The sequence below is a fragment of the Devosia sediminis genome (genome assembly GCF_016411825.1).
Taxonomy (GTDB): domain Bacteria; phylum Pseudomonadota; class Alphaproteobacteria; order Rhizobiales; family Devosiaceae; genus Devosia; species Devosia sediminis.
The window spans coordinates 1,055,690-1,070,941 of sequence record NZ_JAEKMH010000001.1 but is presented as its reverse complement, the minus strand read 5'-3'; the positions used below and the strand labels follow the sequence as shown (position 1 = coordinate 1,070,941).

Sequence of the window (15,252 nt, the reverse complement as noted above, 5' to 3'; positions counted from 1 at the left end):
GTCGGGGCACCGACGTCTGGAGCTAATTGTCGGCGAACCTTCCTAGAAGTTCAAGACCTTTCGAAACGGCTGAATTGAGCCAACATCCCTGTCTTACGCCGGGATGCCGAAGGTGGGTCGGTAATGGCCATCCTGAGACCCTTGGTATCCCCAATGAGCACCACCTGATCGGTCGCCCTCGTTACGGCGGTGTAGATCAGGGTGCGATCAAGGATTCGGCTACGCTGGACGGGCACGATGACCCGTTTGAACTGCGACCCCTGGCTCTTGTGGACCGTCATGGCATAGGCCAACATCAGGTCCGAAAGGTCCTGTTGACTGAAGCGATGCTCCTGACCATCGAAGTCGCAGACCAGCCCCTCGTCATGGGCCAGCACCTTGCCCAGCGAGCCGTTCCGCAGACCGCGCTGGTAGTCATTCTTCAGGAACATCACCGGCTCGCCGACGGCATAGCCCATCCAGACTCCCCGTCCGGCGGCCATGATGCGATGGAAGCGCTGGTTCAACGCCAGGATCCCAGCCGGCCCCGCCTTCACCGCCGAGAGCATGCGAACTTCGTCGCCAATATTGCCGAGCTCGGCTGCGACATCAACGATGGCATCGGCCATGGCTTCAGCACCGCAGGGCACGAAGGAGACGCCAGCGGTCTTGCCTTCGAACCGACCGAGATCGGGAACGATGCCGTTACGGATCGAGCGCGACACGGCGGGAATACCGCTGACACCGGTCTGGCGATAGACCTTCTGCAACTCGACCATGGGGAAGATGCCGGCTTCGGCAAGGACGTGAAAGGTCAGCCCGAAGCCGATAGGCGGGAGCTGGCCGGGATCGCCGACGAGCATGAGGCGACAGCCATCTGGCAGCACGCGCAGGATCTTGTAGAAGGTCGGCAGGTCGAGCATGGAGCTCTCGTCGAAGACGACGAGGCTCTCGGGCCCCAGGGCGATCTTATGGGCCGCCACGGCCTTGAGGAAGGCCGCGATGGTCGACGCAGGTCTTCCAGTGGCTTGCGACATGCGAACGGCCGCCCTGCCCGCCAGCGCTGCCATGTGGACGGATCGGCCGAACTGCTCGCACAGGGCCACCAGTGCCTTGAGCACGGTGGTCTTGCCCACGCCGGCGCCACCCGTCATGATGCCGAAGCGTTCGCGCACACCGATCTCGACAGCCTGGCGCTGCTCGTCATCAAGGACAAGATCCTCGCGCCGACACCAATCCTCGAGGGCCGCAGTCACCTCGTCGGCGCCGACCTCACGGGCTATCAGGTCTTCCATCATTGGAGGCTTGACCATCTGCTCCAGGCGCCGGGCAACGAACTGTTCCATCATGGCTGGACCGGCCGCCTGCCAACCCTCGCCGCAGGCTTCAATTGCATTATCCTCGATCGCGAGCGCAATGGCATTGGCTGCGGCTTGGGCGTCGCAGGCCAGAAGCCGGCGAATGCCGGCCACCAGGTCATCGTTGCTCATCCAGGTGTGCCGGTCATCCAAGCCGGCGTAGAGCGCCGCTTCTGCGCCAGCGATCAAGCGCCGCGGATCCGAAGCGGCAATGCCGAGCGATCTGGCCGCGGCATCGACCTTCGCGAAGCCGGTGAAGGCCAGGAGGATGTATGGGTTCTCGTTGAGGCGCTGCGGCGCCTCCTCACCCCAGAAGTCGACGATCTTGCCGGCGAAGCGCGGGTCGAGGCCATGCTCGCCGAGCCAGACCACCGTGTCGCCCCGGGCAAGGTGCTCGCGCCAGGCAACAATCAATCCCTCGGCGACCTCTCGGCCGACGATCGGTACGAATTGCTGGACATCGCCATCGGCGAGGACACGAGCCAGATCGGATCCGAACGCCTCGCCGAGCTTGGCCGCCTTGGCGAAGCCGATGCCGGCGAAGGATGGGTTGGTCGCCAAGTGACGGACGATGACGTCGGTGGCTCTTTCCCGACTACGATGCAAGGCTACCACCATGCTCGTTCCGGCAAGGGGGGCCCGCACCACTCCGGGCTGCGCCCGGACCGTGTAACCCCTTGCCTTCCACTGCGCGTGGCGGTGCTGCTGTTCGCAGGTCGGCTCCGAAGGAAGGTCATTCCCCGGTCCCTCCAAAGGAAGGGAGGGCCGGGTTCGCTATCCTGCGGCCTGTTTCGGTGACATGCTCTTCGATGTGCTGGAGGCGACGTAGCCGTTCCCGCAAGCCGGCGTTCTCAGCCCGAGCGGCGGCCAACTGCTGCTCGAGCTGCATGATGCGCTGGTCGCGCCGGTCGGACCGCGGCTTCTCCTCCGGATCGGTGTCGGCTTCGGGCTCCCTCGCCGGCGCACGGGCCACGATCTCGTCGATCAGCGCCACGGCAGCCGGGTTCTTGTAAAGGACCTGCCGGTCGAACCCGCATGCCAAGGCGATCGCCGACATGTTGGGCTTGCCAGCCCGCATGGGCAGGGGCTCCCCGACGGCGGCCAATCCATCGAGATAAGCCTGGAGCCGAGCAACGTTCTCGACGCCGATCTCGACGCCGGATTTGCCGCTCATTTGTCGCGGCCCTGGCGGTCAAACTTTTTGGGCAACGGCTTCAGTAAGTCGGGCGCGTTGTTTTCACGCTCAAACCGGTTGTACACGGTGCGTTGGAATAGCTCTTCGTAGTGGGCGAGCTTGGCTTCGGCGTCGGCTAACTTTATACGTAGGGCATCTCGTTCGCGCCTGAGGAGGACCACCTCAGGGTCGTTGTTTCGAGCAGGGTTCTTTTCGTTCCGACGACGCTCGGCAGCAAGTTCGTTCTTGCGCTTCTGGAATGCGTTCTTGATCTCTGCATGACCCGAAAGGGCCTGACGCGTCCAGGGTTCAACAGCAGAACCATTTCTGCTTGCGCTCTTGCTTGGGATTTGAACTTCGATCAAAACCTTTTCGCGGATGAGGTCCCAGCTCATCGGCTCGGACGCCCATTCGCTTACGATCTTGCGAACCTTTTCAACATCCGCGGAAGACATGCGCTTGTTCCCTCGCGCCACGGCCTTTCCGCTTGGTTTGCTATTCTCGACCATCCCTGCCGCCCTTCGTGCCCCAGGCACTTGGTACCGGGAATTTCTTAAGGTGGGTTTGATCGAGTTCGGGGAGCGATGAGTTGCTCTAGATCCTGAGGCCATCATAGCCCCCAGCCTGAACCTGCTCCAGCAATTCTGGCACTGCGTCAAGTGCCGGGAATATCAACGGATCTTCGCGATCCAACAGCAACCGCGCCATATGGACGGTGTAGTCTTCGATAGCCGCGAGCCGCTGGCCATGCATCGCGCTCTGGGCAGCGAAAGCAATCATCACACTTGCTGCCGGCTGCAACGCGCTGACGGACAAAGGCAACCAGTTGGCATCTGGAAGCACGGCATCGATTGAGCCCGCACCAAGACACTGGAACAAGGCTGCCCCTAGATCCTCACCACCATGTTGGACAGCCCAACCCACCAGATGGGGGACTTCGACCAATACAGCCGCAGCGCGAGTACCATCATCCCCGATGATAGCGTGACCCGATCTCTCCAATCTACGATCGGTGCGCAGCACCGCTTTGGCGACCTCGTCGATTTCAACGCCTGGGGGAACAAACAGGACGGTTGCACCCCTCCCCACGTCAAAGGGGTCAAACGGGGGCACCCCGGTCAGGTTGGATCCCAAGTGAACCGATTGCGCCAACGACGAATCGCGGTCGACGAGCTGCACCCCGACGATGTTCGATACATGGAACTCGCGGTAAAGGTTCGAGACGAATGACGACAGCCTTCTGGCTCCGATTCCGCGTGCGCTCTCAGCCCAAGAAGAGGTGCTGCAATCTAATCGAGCAAAGCGCTCACTGAGATCAGCTCGCTTGTTGATAAAGGTCGCTAGCGTCGCCTCACTGGCTTCTGAACGTCGTCCAAAGGACTTTGATTTCTTCTGGCCAGTGGCCCGATCCGTCCAGTAGTGGATTAGATATTCACGATCTCGAACCGATTTCCAGCGCATACCCCCATGGAGATTTGCGTCTGCCAGCAGCAGTCGTGCCCTCTCTCGCCATAAAGGAACGGCCGCATGGACAAGTTCGGATTGCTCGTATGAAAATGGCCTGATTTCCATTTGGTCCACCCTTCGCTGATCATCCAGATTTGGGTGGAACAGCAAGATATCAAGTGCTGTCCTACTCTCTTGGTTAACGACCGTCCGAGCCCTTACTACCCAGATGCACGAACGTCCCATCGGCGATTGCGATGTCATTGTGAACGGCAATCACTTCCAGCAGTCCGATACGCTTTCTTCGGTGAGCTTCCACCCAACGAGGAGCGCCCAAGGTCCCATCTACTGCCTCGGCTTCTGCAATGGCCAGCATAGACTCCACCTGCTCTAGCTGCCGTTCGGCTGCCGCTCGCTGGTCGGCATTGTTCTTGTCGATAATGTGCTCGCCACAGGTGGCACAGTCGCCGTGCACCGGACATGGGGCCAACTGCCAGTCATGGGCGCAGATACCAATGTCCGTGACATGACCCGTCGAAATCTGCGTCGCCAGGAACGCATCTCTCTCGATGGGAGGAAGAGTTTCACGCACCTTGGCGACCTGTCCGATGAGACCGCCACTCTCAATCATGCCGCGGACCTTCTTTGCCAGATCTGCGCCACTGACATGGTCATAGAAAGAATTCTGGTTCATGTCTTTGCGGCCAGACCATCGCGCGATCAGCTCTTGGCTCATGCCGCCTTCCTGCGCCAAGGTGTTCAGCCAGTGCCTGAACGCATGGCTTTTTACCGTGATCAAAGTCCCGTCCGGCTCCGAGAAGCCATAGCGCTGGAAAACGTTTTGGACCCCTTCGGCGCCGGTGATGAAGTCGCTGATCATCTCCCAGACCACGGTGCGGACCGTGCCCGGTACAGCTCCCCGCCGAGCATGCATTTCGTTCTCGCGAATGAGGAACATGAACTGATGAAGCTTTAGCGGGAATGCCGCGGGTACGACCGGCACGTCAGCGAGCAAGGCACATGCAAGATCACCCCTGCGGATCTTTCCCCTGGCCGGCAGGTTAACTTGGCGGGTCTTGCAGATGCCTGTCATGATGGGGCCAGTGGTATTGAAAGCCGCCGCCATGTCAGCAACTTGGATCAATTCGTCCGCATCACCCTGAAGGACGGGCATCGGGTGCTTGCCTGGGTTCTCGAAGATGAATTTCGCATCCTCGCGGACATCCTGAGTTAAGCGACGAATGTCAGAAATAGCCCGCTTGGCGACCGAGATCAGAGGCGTCGAAATCCATTTGATATCCGGACCATAACCTTTTTCAGCAAAGTAACGGATCCCGTAACGGTAATCCTCATCGCCAACGTTGCCCTCCTCCACTTCGCAATCTGCAGGAATTGTCAGCAGTTCGTTGATACGCCATCCTCCGCAGACCAGAAGCTCAACGGTTCTCATGCGGATCAAGTCAGCAGGCAGGGTGGTGCTGTTCATCAACTGTGCGATCTTGGGCAATGCCTCAAGCGCAGCAGGACTGGGCATCTTGTCCGTGCGACGTTTGGCAGCGTCTTCGCTGATGCGATCATCGTTGGAGGGGCGAGGGATGACATTTCGCCACTCGATGCGAATCCGGCCCACGCCATGTTGGTTTATCCAGCCGACGATCTCTGCCAAGAACTTGCCCGTTGCGTAGGCGGTGCTCGGGGTCTCCATCGCCACTGCTCTACGTGCCGCGGCGTCAAAGTGGCGTGGCAGGAGTCGACAGGGGTCGTAGTTCAGCTCTTCCATAATGGCATGCAGATGCCTCACTGCACGGAGCATGACACGATGATTTTCGATGTGCTGAGGACGGGCCTCTTCTCTTAGCCGAAGCAGTGCCTTGACGAAGTCGTTAAGTGGCTTAGCCAGGGCTCCTTTGTCCTCAGCTCCCCTGGCGCCAGTACCTACAAGGAAGTGCAACTGTTTGGGCCCAGTGTTGCCGGCGGTGATGCGTTTGGCCTTCGACAACTGAACATCGCACCAAACATCGGCATCGAAGTCCACCACGCCGAATGCTTTGCTGGCCCGGCCTTTTGCAACAAATGCAGATAAATTTGCATCTGCATCCCGTTCACGAGCCGAAGGAAGGATGATCACATTCATGGGGTCTGAACTCCCTGGCGGGCGTCGATGCGTTGAATGACGTCGGCGATGGCCAAGATCGTATTGTCCATGAGCGTCACCATGCGCCCATCCAGGCCAGCCTCTCGCTTCCGCTCGCGCTCCTTGAGGAGGTCATCGAGAAGCAGATGATGCGGTGCTTCCACCCAAGGCTGGAACTTGGCACACGTGTAGCAGGCCACCGGTGCCGACAATCTGCAGAACGAGAATTCGCCACAGGTGCCGACCTCTTTGATGGCACCGTTGATCTCGTCTACTACTGCAATTTTAGCGTCAGGGTCGCCAGACCGCACCGCATAGCCGTCGTCCAATACGATTTGGCCCATGAAGGCCTGGGCTATTGGCGCCACTGCCATTGCGATGGCCTTGTCGAGCTTCTGAACGATGTCCGACTTGATGTCGAAGTAGACTTGGACGTTCTGCAAGTCCGTATGATCGAGAAGATCGGCCACCTCGCGCTTGGTGACGCCTTCCCTGACCAAACGAGTTGCGAACGTGTACCGTAGGCGACGGCAAGTCACCCGTAGACGCTCTCCGGCAGTTCGAGAAGGCACTGCGAGGCGATCAATTGCCTCAGAGAGCATTTTGCCGATATCGGGCGAACTGTGATGAAGGGCGAGTTCCTCCAACGGCGTTCCAAGTGCAGATGCGCGTATCGAGTCCCTAGGGAACAATGGAAAGATATGGCCTAGCCGATCGGGGATTTTGGCATCGGACCGCCGTTTGGCATTTTCCTCCATTAGATCGATTAGGATCGACCCAATTTCCCAAGTCAGAGCTCTTGTTCGGAAGCTGCTTCGCATTTCTGCTTCGCGCTTCTTCATTCGCGGCACGGACAAATGGAAGAAGGCGGGTCGATCATCATCGTTAATGATCTTGACGTCCTCTTCCCGCAGATGGGCGATTTGCATCGGATTAGGCCCAAGCGCGAGGCACAGCCAGATCAACGCCCGCTCTTGTAAAGACAAGAGATCGCCTGATGCCCGAAGAGCATTGATGAGACTGCTGACCTCTTGATCCAGTAGCGGCCCTGCTTGGGGATCCGCTGAGAGGACAGCTCTTCCCTTCTCGTTGCCTCCAACCCGCAACCTAGAAATCTCAAGCGCGACTTCGGCCGAAAAATCCGGGTAGCCCATCGTTGAACACCATTCGAACCATTGCCGGGCGTAATGGGCACGCCAGGAATTTTCTACGGTATTCAAATACTCCTGGAACGTGCCGAAGCCTGGCATACCTTCGATGAAGGCGGCGGCGAACACATCGCTTTTGAGTACCTCTTTCAAGTGGGAGAACGTATTGTGAGCCGATTGCGCGTTCTGCGTCTCGATGACGTTGCGCATGAAGGCTGTTGTGGCAACCAATACGCCGTCTGGAAGGCTGGGCATCAACGACCAATTTAGTCTGAGGGCCACGCGGGGGCTATTCAGACGCCAAATCAGGCCCCTGCCATCTACTTCCAAGCCTGCCTGATCTCGGAATATTCCTTGACCGGGAAATGAACGGTCATTCCTCAGATTGGGATTCAACTCAGGCATTGCCGCCCTCAACCAGTTTACTCTGCATGGCTAGAGCGGCCTTCTGGGCCTTTTTACGGGTGCTACGTCGACTGTATCGTTCGCCCTGCGACGAGTTCTTGTTCCAGCCGAACATGTAGTTGCGCACCAACCGCTCTTCGGCTTCGTCCATACCAGCAGCCTCAGCGTAGTCACTGAAACGGTCGTTTGCCGAATGTCGGAGGTGGTGCGTTACGAGATCTGCAGGAAGGCCCTTTACTCGACTGCGAAGCAGTCGGAACATGTCGTTGACGGTGTCCGCAGCAAGCGGCGAACCAGTCCGAGAGATGAAAAGGTAAGGACATTTCTTGGAGCGAGGGTACTTGGTTCTTGCTCCCAGCCAAGCCTCGATCGCGGCCCGAAGCTTCTCACTGATATCCAAATCTCGCTCGTTGGTTTTCACCCGAGGCTCGATCCTGCGAGTGTCCAGCGGATCATCATGATGGGCACGAACTTGAGCTTTGGGATTGTCACCCACCAAGTAGAGGTCGCTCACCTTGATCTTTAGGTTTTCGCCTCTGCGAGAGCCTTTCTCCCAATACAGCAGCAGCAGTGCGTAGTTGCGCACTCGATGCTGTTCTTGGAATGGATTCAGGGGGCTCTCCGGATGAATTGCTTGGAGGAAAAGCTCTTGCACTTCCTCGTCCAGGCCCTCCCTTTCGCCAGATTGCGCAGTGGGCAGGCCTGTCGTGATCATGGCGATGAAGTTGTCCAAGATCTGCGATGATTGTGTTCGACGCACATCGTCAGAACGCATCCGAAAAATTGCATTCTCGGTATGCCAGACCACGTAGTCCTTCACCGCTAGGCATCGGGCGACGAAATGGCTCGGCGACACAACATGACCCCGACGGTCAGGGCGCATATCAGTTCGCAGTGCGTCCTTCAGCGAGAGCACCTCAGCGCGCGTGAAGAGATTGCAGGATCCGGTGCGCTGCTCAACATTGATCCCACTATGGGAAGCCCAGTCCAGAAGCAACGAAACCGCAAGAAGCTGCTGGTACATCGAGTTGGGCGACTGACCTGCGGCGCGAAGACACGCCACCACGTAGAGGCTGGACGCTTCATGGCCGATGCCGCAGGGTGGTCCCTCGATAAGAACTGATCTCTCCCCGTTTGATGGGTAAGTGATCCTTTTAACCCGATGTAAACGTGGAATCGCTTCTGCAGCAGTCACTTAGCCCTCGTTTCTTTACATTCGTAAGTACCCGCCTCTGTCTCGCACCGTAATTGCGAAAAGGGGCCGCGTCAGCAGCCCCTTTACTTCTTGATTAACAAGGGATTTCTCCCTTTATCTTTACAAACCGAAAACTACCCGGGTCTAGAACGGGATGTCGTCATCCATGCCGCCCGGCTCGAAGGCCGGCGCATTGGACGACGGCCGCCGTCCGCCACCGCCGCCATTGCCAGAATTGTCGCGCACGCCACGGAATCCGGTATCGCCGCCACCGCCACCATAGCCGCCGCTATCACCAGCGCCTTCGCCACGGCCGTCGAGCAGCACCATGGAGGAATTGAAGTTCTGCAAGACCACCTCGGTGGAATACTTGTCCGCGCCGGACTGGTCCTGCCATTTGCGGGTCTGCAACTGGCCTTCGATATAAACCTTGCTGCCCTTGCGCAGATACTGCTCCGCGACGCGCGCCAGGCCTTCCGAGAAGATCACCACGCGGTGCCATTCGGTCTTTTCGCGCTGCTCACCGCTATTGCGGTCGCGCCAGCGTTCCGACGTCGCGACGCTGAGATTGACCACCTTGCCGCCGCTCGGCAGGTTCCGCACTTCCGGGTCGTTACCGAGGTTACCGACCAGGATGACCTTGTTCACGCTGCCAGCCATGGCGCATATCCTTCCAATTCAGTCCCGGCCTGCATGGGGTCCGGGACGCTCTCGTGTCTGTCGCGGGAAACCGGGCCCATGCGCCCGCCCGCCATGGCCTGCACCATAGACCTTTCCGGCCCGCGGTACCGGTAAAATTACCGCTTTCGCACAATCTTCGCGCCGCGACCCGTCTCCCTCACGAGCCAGGCGCCTCCTGATGTTCTCTTTATGTTCTCACGATGGAGGTGTCAACAAACTTTCCTTGATCGGTGTCAAAGCGCGAGGTGTGACCATCCCTTATGGCCACAGCGTCTTTTCACGGAAGCCGACATGAACACCGATCTCAGTGCCCGCATTCGCCACCCTGCTTTGCTCGACCGAGTCACTACGCCGGCAGCGGCCGCCGCGCTGATCAAAGATGGCATGGTGGTGGGCATGAGCGGCTTCACCAAGGCCGGCGACGCCAAGGCCGTGCCGGTGGCCATGGCCGAACGCGCGGCCACCGACCCCTTCCGCATTACCCTGATCACCGGCGCCTCGCTCGGCCACGACATCGATCGCATGCTGACGGAGGCGCATGTGCTGGCCCGCCGGATGCCCTTTCAGGCCGATCCCACCCTGCGCAAGGCGATCAACCGCGGCGAGGTCATGTTCATCGATCAGCACCTGAGCGAAACGGTGGAACATCTGCGCTCGCGCCAGCTCGGTCCCATCGACTATGCCATCATCGAGGCCGCCGCCATCACCGAGGATGGCGGCATCATCCCCACGACCTCCATCGGCAATTCCGCCAGCTTCGCCATTCTGGCGCAAAAGGTCATCGTCGAGATCAATCTCTCCCAGCCGCTCGGTCTCGATGGCCTCCACGACATCTACATTCCCAGCAAGCGCCCCACCCGCGCCCCGATCCCGCTCATGGCCTGCGACAGCCGTGTCGGCACGCGCTATGTGCAGATCCCGCCCGAAAAGATCGCCGCCATCGTCATCACCAACGAGATCGACAGCGCCTCGACCATTCTTCCCGCCGATGGCGAAACCGATGCCATAGCCCATCACCTCATCGCCTTCCTTGAAAGCGAAGTCGCGCAAGGCCGGCTCAATCTCACGCTGCAGCCGCTCCAGGCAGGCATCGGCACCATCGCCAATTCCGTGTTGCGCGGCCTGGCCGATGGCCCCTTCCACCACCTGCGCCTTTATTCCGAAGTGCTCCAGGACTCCGCCTTCGATCTTTTCGATGCCGGCAAGCTCACCTTTGCCTCGGCCTCCTCGATCACCCTCAGCGCGCCCTGCGCCGAGCGGGTCTTTGGCAATTTCGAACGCTACAAGGACAAGCTGGTGCTGCGCCCGCAGGAGATTTCCAACCACCCCGAGATCATCCGGCGCCTCGGGATCATCGGCATCAACACCGCGCTCGAATTCGACATCTATGGCAACGTCAATTCCACCCATGTCGATGGCACCATGATGATGAACGGCATTGGCGGCTCGGGCGACTTCGCCCGCAATGCCTCGCTCTCCATCTTCGTCACCAAGTCCCTGGCCAAGGATGGGGCCATTTCCTCGGTCGTCCCGATGGTCAGCCATGTCGACCACACCGAGCACGACGTGGATATTCTTGTCACCGAAGTCGGTCTGGCCGATCTGCGCGAGCTCGCCCCGCGCGAGCGCGCCCGCCTCATCATCGACAATTGCGTTCACCCTTCCTATCGGGCCCAGCTCGACGACTATTTTACCCGCGCATGTGCCCGCGGCGGCCACACCCCGCACCTGCTCGAAGAAGCCTTCTCCTGGCATATCCGCAGAAAGGCCACCGGCAGCATGAGGGTCTGATCCGTCATCTTCTCTTCCCCTTCTTCAGGGGGAAAGCCGGGCCGGGACCTCAGACTCTTTGTGTATCGCGTTCCGCTCCTGACTCCCCCTGTCAGCAGCCCTGCCCCATGCCCTTCCCGACACCCGGGAAATCACCATGGACTATACCCAGGCCCTCTGGCTCTACACCGTCCTCGTCTTCGGCATCGTCGTCGTGCCGGGCATGGACATGTTCTTCGTGCTCGCCAATACGCTGACCGGCGGACGCCGCATGGGCATGGCAGCGCTGGCCGGCGTGATGCTGGGCGGCGCTGTCCACAGCCTTGTCGGCACGCTGGCAGTCGGCGTTCTGACCCAGCTCCCCACCCTGCTGGTGCAGTCCATGATGATCACGGGCGCCGCTTATATGGCCTGGATCGGCTACACGCTGGTCCGCAGCACCATCACGGTGGACGGCATCGGCCTTGCCACCACACGCACCGAGGCCGCCGCCTTCCGACAGGGTCTCATCACCTGCCTGCTCAATCCCAAGGCCTACATGTTCGTGCTGGCGGTGTTTCCCCAGTTCGTGCGGCCCGAATTCGGTCCCGCCTGGACCCAGGCCCTGGCGCTCGGTGCCATCACTGTCCTTACCCAGGGCGCCGTCTATGGCGGCCTGGCGCTCGCTGCCGGTCGTGGTCGCGATGCGCTGGTCGATCACCCCTCGGCCACCATCTGGATCAGTCGCGGCGCTGGTGCATTGTTCCTCCTGGCCGCCGCCGTCACCGCCTGGCATACGCTCGCCACGCCCGCCACTTGACCGAATCCGAGGTGTTCTGCAGATGTTCACGAAGGACAAAGCTGCTTTTGCCAAGTCGGCGGGACACGCTAAGGTGACGGCGACGCTATCCAGCCATGCGCCGCCATGGCTTGCAACCGCGGCGCGCGAGACTTATTTCATGGGCTTTCCAGCCCTCCTCGACCTCATTGCTGCTGTGCCGCCTATCGGCGCGACTTGCCACGGACGTGAACTATGAAGCCTACGCCCAGTCTCAATCGTGAAATCGTCGTGCGTGGCGCCCGCGAGCACAATCTCAAGGGCATCGACGTCAGGCTGCCGCGCGACAGCCTGATCGTCATGACCGGCCTTTCCGGCTCCGGCAAATCCTCCCTCGCCTTCGACACCATCTATGCCGAAGGCCAGCGCCGCTATGTGGAGTCGCTCTCTGCCTATGCGCGCCAGTTCCTCGAGATGATGCAGAAGCCCGATGTCGAGCACATCGAAGGACTCTCGCCCGCTATTTCCATTGAGCAGAAGACCACGTCGCGCAATCCGCGCTCGACCGTCGGCACCGTCACCGAAATCTACGACTACCTGCGCCTGCTCTATGCTCGCGTCGGCATTCCCTATTCCCCCGCCACCGGCCTGCCGATTGAATCGCAGACCGTGTCGCAGATGGTCGACCGCACGCTGGAGCTACCCGAGGGCACCCGCCTCTACCTCCTCGCCCCCATCGCACGCGGCCGCAAAGGCGAGTTCAAGAAGGAACTGGCCGACCTGATGCGCAAGGGCTTCCAGCGCGTCAAGATCGACGGCGAATACCACGAGATCGAAGATGCGCCCGCCCTCGACAAGAAGTTCAAGCACGACATCGAAGTCGTGGTCGATCGTCTGGTCGTTTCCAAGGAAATCTCCGGCCGCCTCGCCGAGAGTTTTGAGACGGCCCTGAAGCTGGCCGAGGGCATTGCCCTGGTCGAGTTCGCCGATGAGAAGAACGAGGACGGCACCGCCCGCCAGATCACTTTCTCTGAAAAGTTCGCCTGCCCGGTCTCCGGCTTCACCATTGCCGAGATCGAGCCGCGCCTGTTCTCGTTCAACAATCCCTTCGGCGCCTGCCCGGTCTGCGATGGCCTGGGCACCGAGCAGAAGATCGATCCCGACCAGATCGTCCCCGATCCGACCATGTCGCTGCGCGATGGCGCCATCCTGCCTTGGAGCAAGACCTCCGCGCCCTATTACCAGCAGACCCTCCAGGCCGTGGTGAAGCATTTCGGTGCCTCCACCGGCACCGCCTGGAACGAGCTGCCCTTCGACGTCCAGCATGCCGTGCTCTATGGCACCGACAAGACGCCGATCAACTTCGTCTATGACGATGGCCTGCGCCAGTACAAGACAACCAAGCCCTTCGAAGGCGTCATCGGCAACCTTGAGCGCCGCTACAAGGAAACCGAAAGCGCCGGCATGCGCGAAGAGATCGAAAAGTACATGTCGGCCAGGCCGTGCGTAGCCTGCAGCGGCTATCGTCTCAAGCCCGAGACCCTGGCGGTCAAGATCGATGGCCTCCATATCGGCCAGGTCAGCGACATGTCGATCAAGGTGGCGTCGAAGTGGTTCATCGACCTCTCCGACAAGCTCAACGCCACGCAGTCGCAGATCGGCGAGCGCATCCTCAAGGAAATCCGCGAGCGCCTGAAATTCCTCAACGACGTGGGTCTCGAATACCTCTCCATGTCGCGCAATTCCGGCACCCTGTCGGGCGGTGAATCGCAGCGTATCCGTCTCGCCTCACAGATCGGCTCGGGTCTCACGGGCGTGCTCTATGTGCTTGACGAGCCGTCCATCGGCCTCCACCAGCGCGACAATTCCCGCCTGCTTGAAACCCTGCAGCGCCTGCGCGACCTCGGCAACACCGTCATCGTCGTCGAGCATGACGAAGATGCCATCCTCACCGCCGACTATGTGCTCGACATCGGGCCCGGTGCCGGCGTCAACGGTGGCCGCATCGTCGCCGAAGGCACGCCGCAGGACATTCTCGATCATCCCGATAGCCTCACCGGCAAGTACCTTTCCGGCCGCATGGGTATCCCCGTGCCGCCCGAGCGCCGCGAGGGCAAGAAGGGTAAGGCCCTTTCGGTGAAGGGCGCGACCGGCAACAATCTCAAGAACGTCTCGGTCGATGTGCCCTTGGGCATGTTCGTCGCTATCACCGGCGTGTCCGGCGGCGGTAAGTCGACCCTGATGATCGACACCATGTACCAGGCCATCGCCCGCCGTCTCAACGGCGCCCGCGTCGTCCCGGCCCCGCATGAATCGCTGACAGGCCTCGAATATCTCGACAAGGTCATCGACATCGACCAGTCGCCGATCGGCCGCACCCCGCGGTCCAATCCGGCCACCTATACCGGCGCCTTCACGCCCCTGCGCGAATGGTTCGCCGGCCTGCCCGAAGCCAAGACCCGCGGCTATGGGCCCGGCCGCTTCAGCTTCAACGTCAAGGGTGGCCGCTGCGAGAAATGCGAAGGCGACGGCGTCCTCAAGATCGAGATGCACTTCCTGCCAGACGTTTACGTCACCTGCGACGTCTGCAAGGGCAAGCGCTACAATCGCGAGACGCTGGAAGTCCAGTTCAAGGGTAAGTCGATCTCCGACGTCCTCGACATGACAATCGACGAGGGCGTCGAGTTCTTCTCGGCCGTCCCCGTCATCCGCGACAAGTTCGCGACGCTGCAGCGCGTCGGCCTCGGCTATGTGAAGGTCGGCCAGCCCGCCACGACCCTGTCAGGCGGCGAGGCCCAGCGCGTCAAGCTCAGCAAGGAACTAAGCAAGCGCGCCACCGGCCGCACCCTCTACATGCTCGACGAGCCCACCACGGGTCTGCACTTCCACGACGTCGCCAAACTCTTGGAAGTGCTCCATGAACTGGTCGATGGCGGCAATACCGTCATCGTCATCGAGCACAATCTCGAAGTCATCAAGACCGCCGACTGGATCATCGATCTCGGTCCCGAAGGCGGCGATGGCGGCGGCGAGATCGTTGCCGTCGGCACACCCGAGGATGTGGCCGCCAACAAGCGCTCCCACACCGGCACCTACCTCAAGGAAGTCATGGACCGCCGCCCACATTTCGCGACAAGGGCAGCGGAGTAAACCCTACCACCGGCTCCCCTTCTCCCCTTGCGGGAGAAGGTGCCCGAAGGGCGGA

Annotated in this window: 12 protein-coding genes; 4 read left to right on the top strand and 8 right to left on the bottom strand. The window is 60.5% G+C overall.

The annotated features are described in order from the left end of the window. Positions 1-50: 50 nt before the first annotated feature. From JEQ47_RS05615 to ssb, 8 genes are all read right to left on the bottom strand, one after another. Positions 51-1,943 (bottom strand): AAA family ATPase, encoded by a 1,893-nt coding sequence (locus JEQ47_RS05615; RefSeq protein ID WP_198875376.1) that lies wholly within the window; start codon positions 1,941-1,943, stop codon positions 51-53. Positions 1,944-2,070: 127 nt separating this feature from the next. Continuing rightward, complete coding sequence (locus tag JEQ47_RS05610; protein ID WP_198875375.1) at positions 2,071-2,511, bottom strand: VPA1267 family protein; 441 nt, start codon at positions 2,509-2,511, stop codon at positions 2,071-2,073. Beyond that, the gene (locus JEQ47_RS05605) at positions 2,508-3,020 is read right to left on the bottom strand and encodes a hypothetical protein (RefSeq protein ID WP_198875374.1); all 513 of its coding nucleotides are present in this window, start codon (positions 3,018-3,020) and stop codon (positions 2,508-2,510) included. Before JEQ47_RS05605 ends, JEQ47_RS05610 begins: the two co-directional genes overlap by 4 nt. 85 nt (positions 3,021-3,105) lie before the next feature. Continuing rightward, complete coding sequence (locus tag JEQ47_RS05600; protein ID WP_198875373.1) at positions 3,106-4,083, bottom strand: nucleotidyltransferase family protein; 978 nt, start codon at positions 4,081-4,083, stop codon at positions 3,106-3,108. Positions 4,084-4,156: 73 nt separating this feature from the next. After that, a complete protein-coding gene (locus tag JEQ47_RS05595; protein ID WP_198875372.1) occupies positions 4,157-6,091 on the bottom strand; it encodes a hypothetical protein in 1,935 nt (644 codons plus the stop codon). Continuing rightward, entirely contained in the window at positions 6,088-7,644 is a 1,557-nt protein-coding gene (locus JEQ47_RS05590; protein ID WP_328768266.1) for a site-specific integrase, read from the bottom strand. The genes JEQ47_RS05595 and JEQ47_RS05590 overlap by 4 nt, the downstream gene beginning before the upstream one ends. Next, positions 7,637-8,839: a tyrosine-type recombinase/integrase gene (locus JEQ47_RS21005; protein WP_198875370.1), complete on the bottom strand. Its 1,203-nt coding sequence runs from the start codon at positions 8,837-8,839 to the stop codon at positions 7,637-7,639. The genes JEQ47_RS05590 and JEQ47_RS21005 overlap by 8 nt, the downstream gene beginning before the upstream one ends. A gap of 144 nt (positions 8,840-8,983) precedes the next feature. Then, positions 8,984-9,499, bottom strand: a complete 516-nt coding sequence (gene ssb, locus JEQ47_RS05580) for a single-stranded DNA-binding protein (RefSeq protein WP_198875369.1) — start codon at positions 9,497-9,499, stop codon at positions 8,984-8,986. 312 nt (positions 9,500-9,811) lie between these two features. On the opposite strand from ssb, the gene scpC reads away from it, so the two are divergent. From scpC to uvrA, 4 genes are all read left to right on the top strand, one after another. Continuing rightward, on the top strand, positions 9,812-11,311 hold the full coding sequence (scpC, locus tag JEQ47_RS05575; protein ID WP_198875368.1) for a succinyl-CoA:acetate CoA-transferase ScpC: 1,500 nt from the start codon (positions 9,812-9,814) through the stop codon (positions 11,309-11,311). Positions 11,312-11,447: 136 nt separating this feature from the next. Next, positions 11,448-12,089, top strand: coding sequence for a LysE family translocator (locus tag JEQ47_RS05570; RefSeq protein WP_198875367.1), 642 nt, complete (start codon positions 11,448-11,450; stop codon positions 12,087-12,089). 22 nt (positions 12,090-12,111) lie between these two features. Further along, positions 12,112-12,306, top strand: a complete 195-nt coding sequence (locus JEQ47_RS05565) for a hypothetical protein (RefSeq protein WP_198875366.1) — start codon at positions 12,112-12,114, stop codon at positions 12,304-12,306. Next, a complete protein-coding gene (gene uvrA, locus JEQ47_RS05560) occupies positions 12,303-15,197 on the top strand; it encodes an excinuclease ABC subunit UvrA (RefSeq protein WP_198875365.1) in 2,895 nt (964 codons plus the stop codon). Before JEQ47_RS05565 ends, uvrA begins: the two co-directional genes overlap by 4 nt. Positions 15,198-15,252 lie beyond the last annotated feature (55 nt).

Coding starts and splice junctions, on each gene's coding strand:
- JEQ47_RS05610 (WP_198875375.1), bottom strand. CDS start 2,511: ATGAGCGGCAAATCCGGCGTCGAGATCGGCGTCGAGAACGTTGCTCGG.
- JEQ47_RS05605 (WP_198875374.1), bottom strand. CDS start 3,020: ATGGTCGAGAATAGCAAACCAAGCGGAAAGGCCGTGGCGCGAGGGAAC.
- JEQ47_RS05600 (WP_198875373.1), bottom strand. CDS start 4,083: ATGGAAATCAGGCCATTTTCATACGAGCAATCCGAACTTGTCCATGCG.
- JEQ47_RS05595 (WP_198875372.1), bottom strand. CDS start 6,091: ATGAATGTGATCATCCTTCCTTCGGCTCGTGAACGGGATGCAGATGCA.
- JEQ47_RS05590 (WP_328768266.1), bottom strand. CDS start 7,644: ATGCCTGAGTTGAATCCCAATCTGAGGAATGACCGTTCATTTCCCGGT.
- ssb (WP_198875369.1), bottom strand. CDS start 9,499: ATGGCTGGCAGCGTGAACAAGGTCATCCTGGTCGGTAACCTCGGTAAC.
- scpC (WP_198875368.1), top strand. CDS start 9,812: ATGAACACCGATCTCAGTGCCCGCATTCGCCACCCTGCTTTGCTCGAC.
- JEQ47_RS05570 (WP_198875367.1), top strand. CDS start 11,448: ATGGACTATACCCAGGCCCTCTGGCTCTACACCGTCCTCGTCTTCGGC.
- JEQ47_RS05565 (WP_198875366.1), top strand. CDS start 12,112: ATGTTCACGAAGGACAAAGCTGCTTTTGCCAAGTCGGCGGGACACGCT.
- uvrA (WP_198875365.1), top strand. CDS start 12,303: ATGAAGCCTACGCCCAGTCTCAATCGTGAAATCGTCGTGCGTGGCGCC.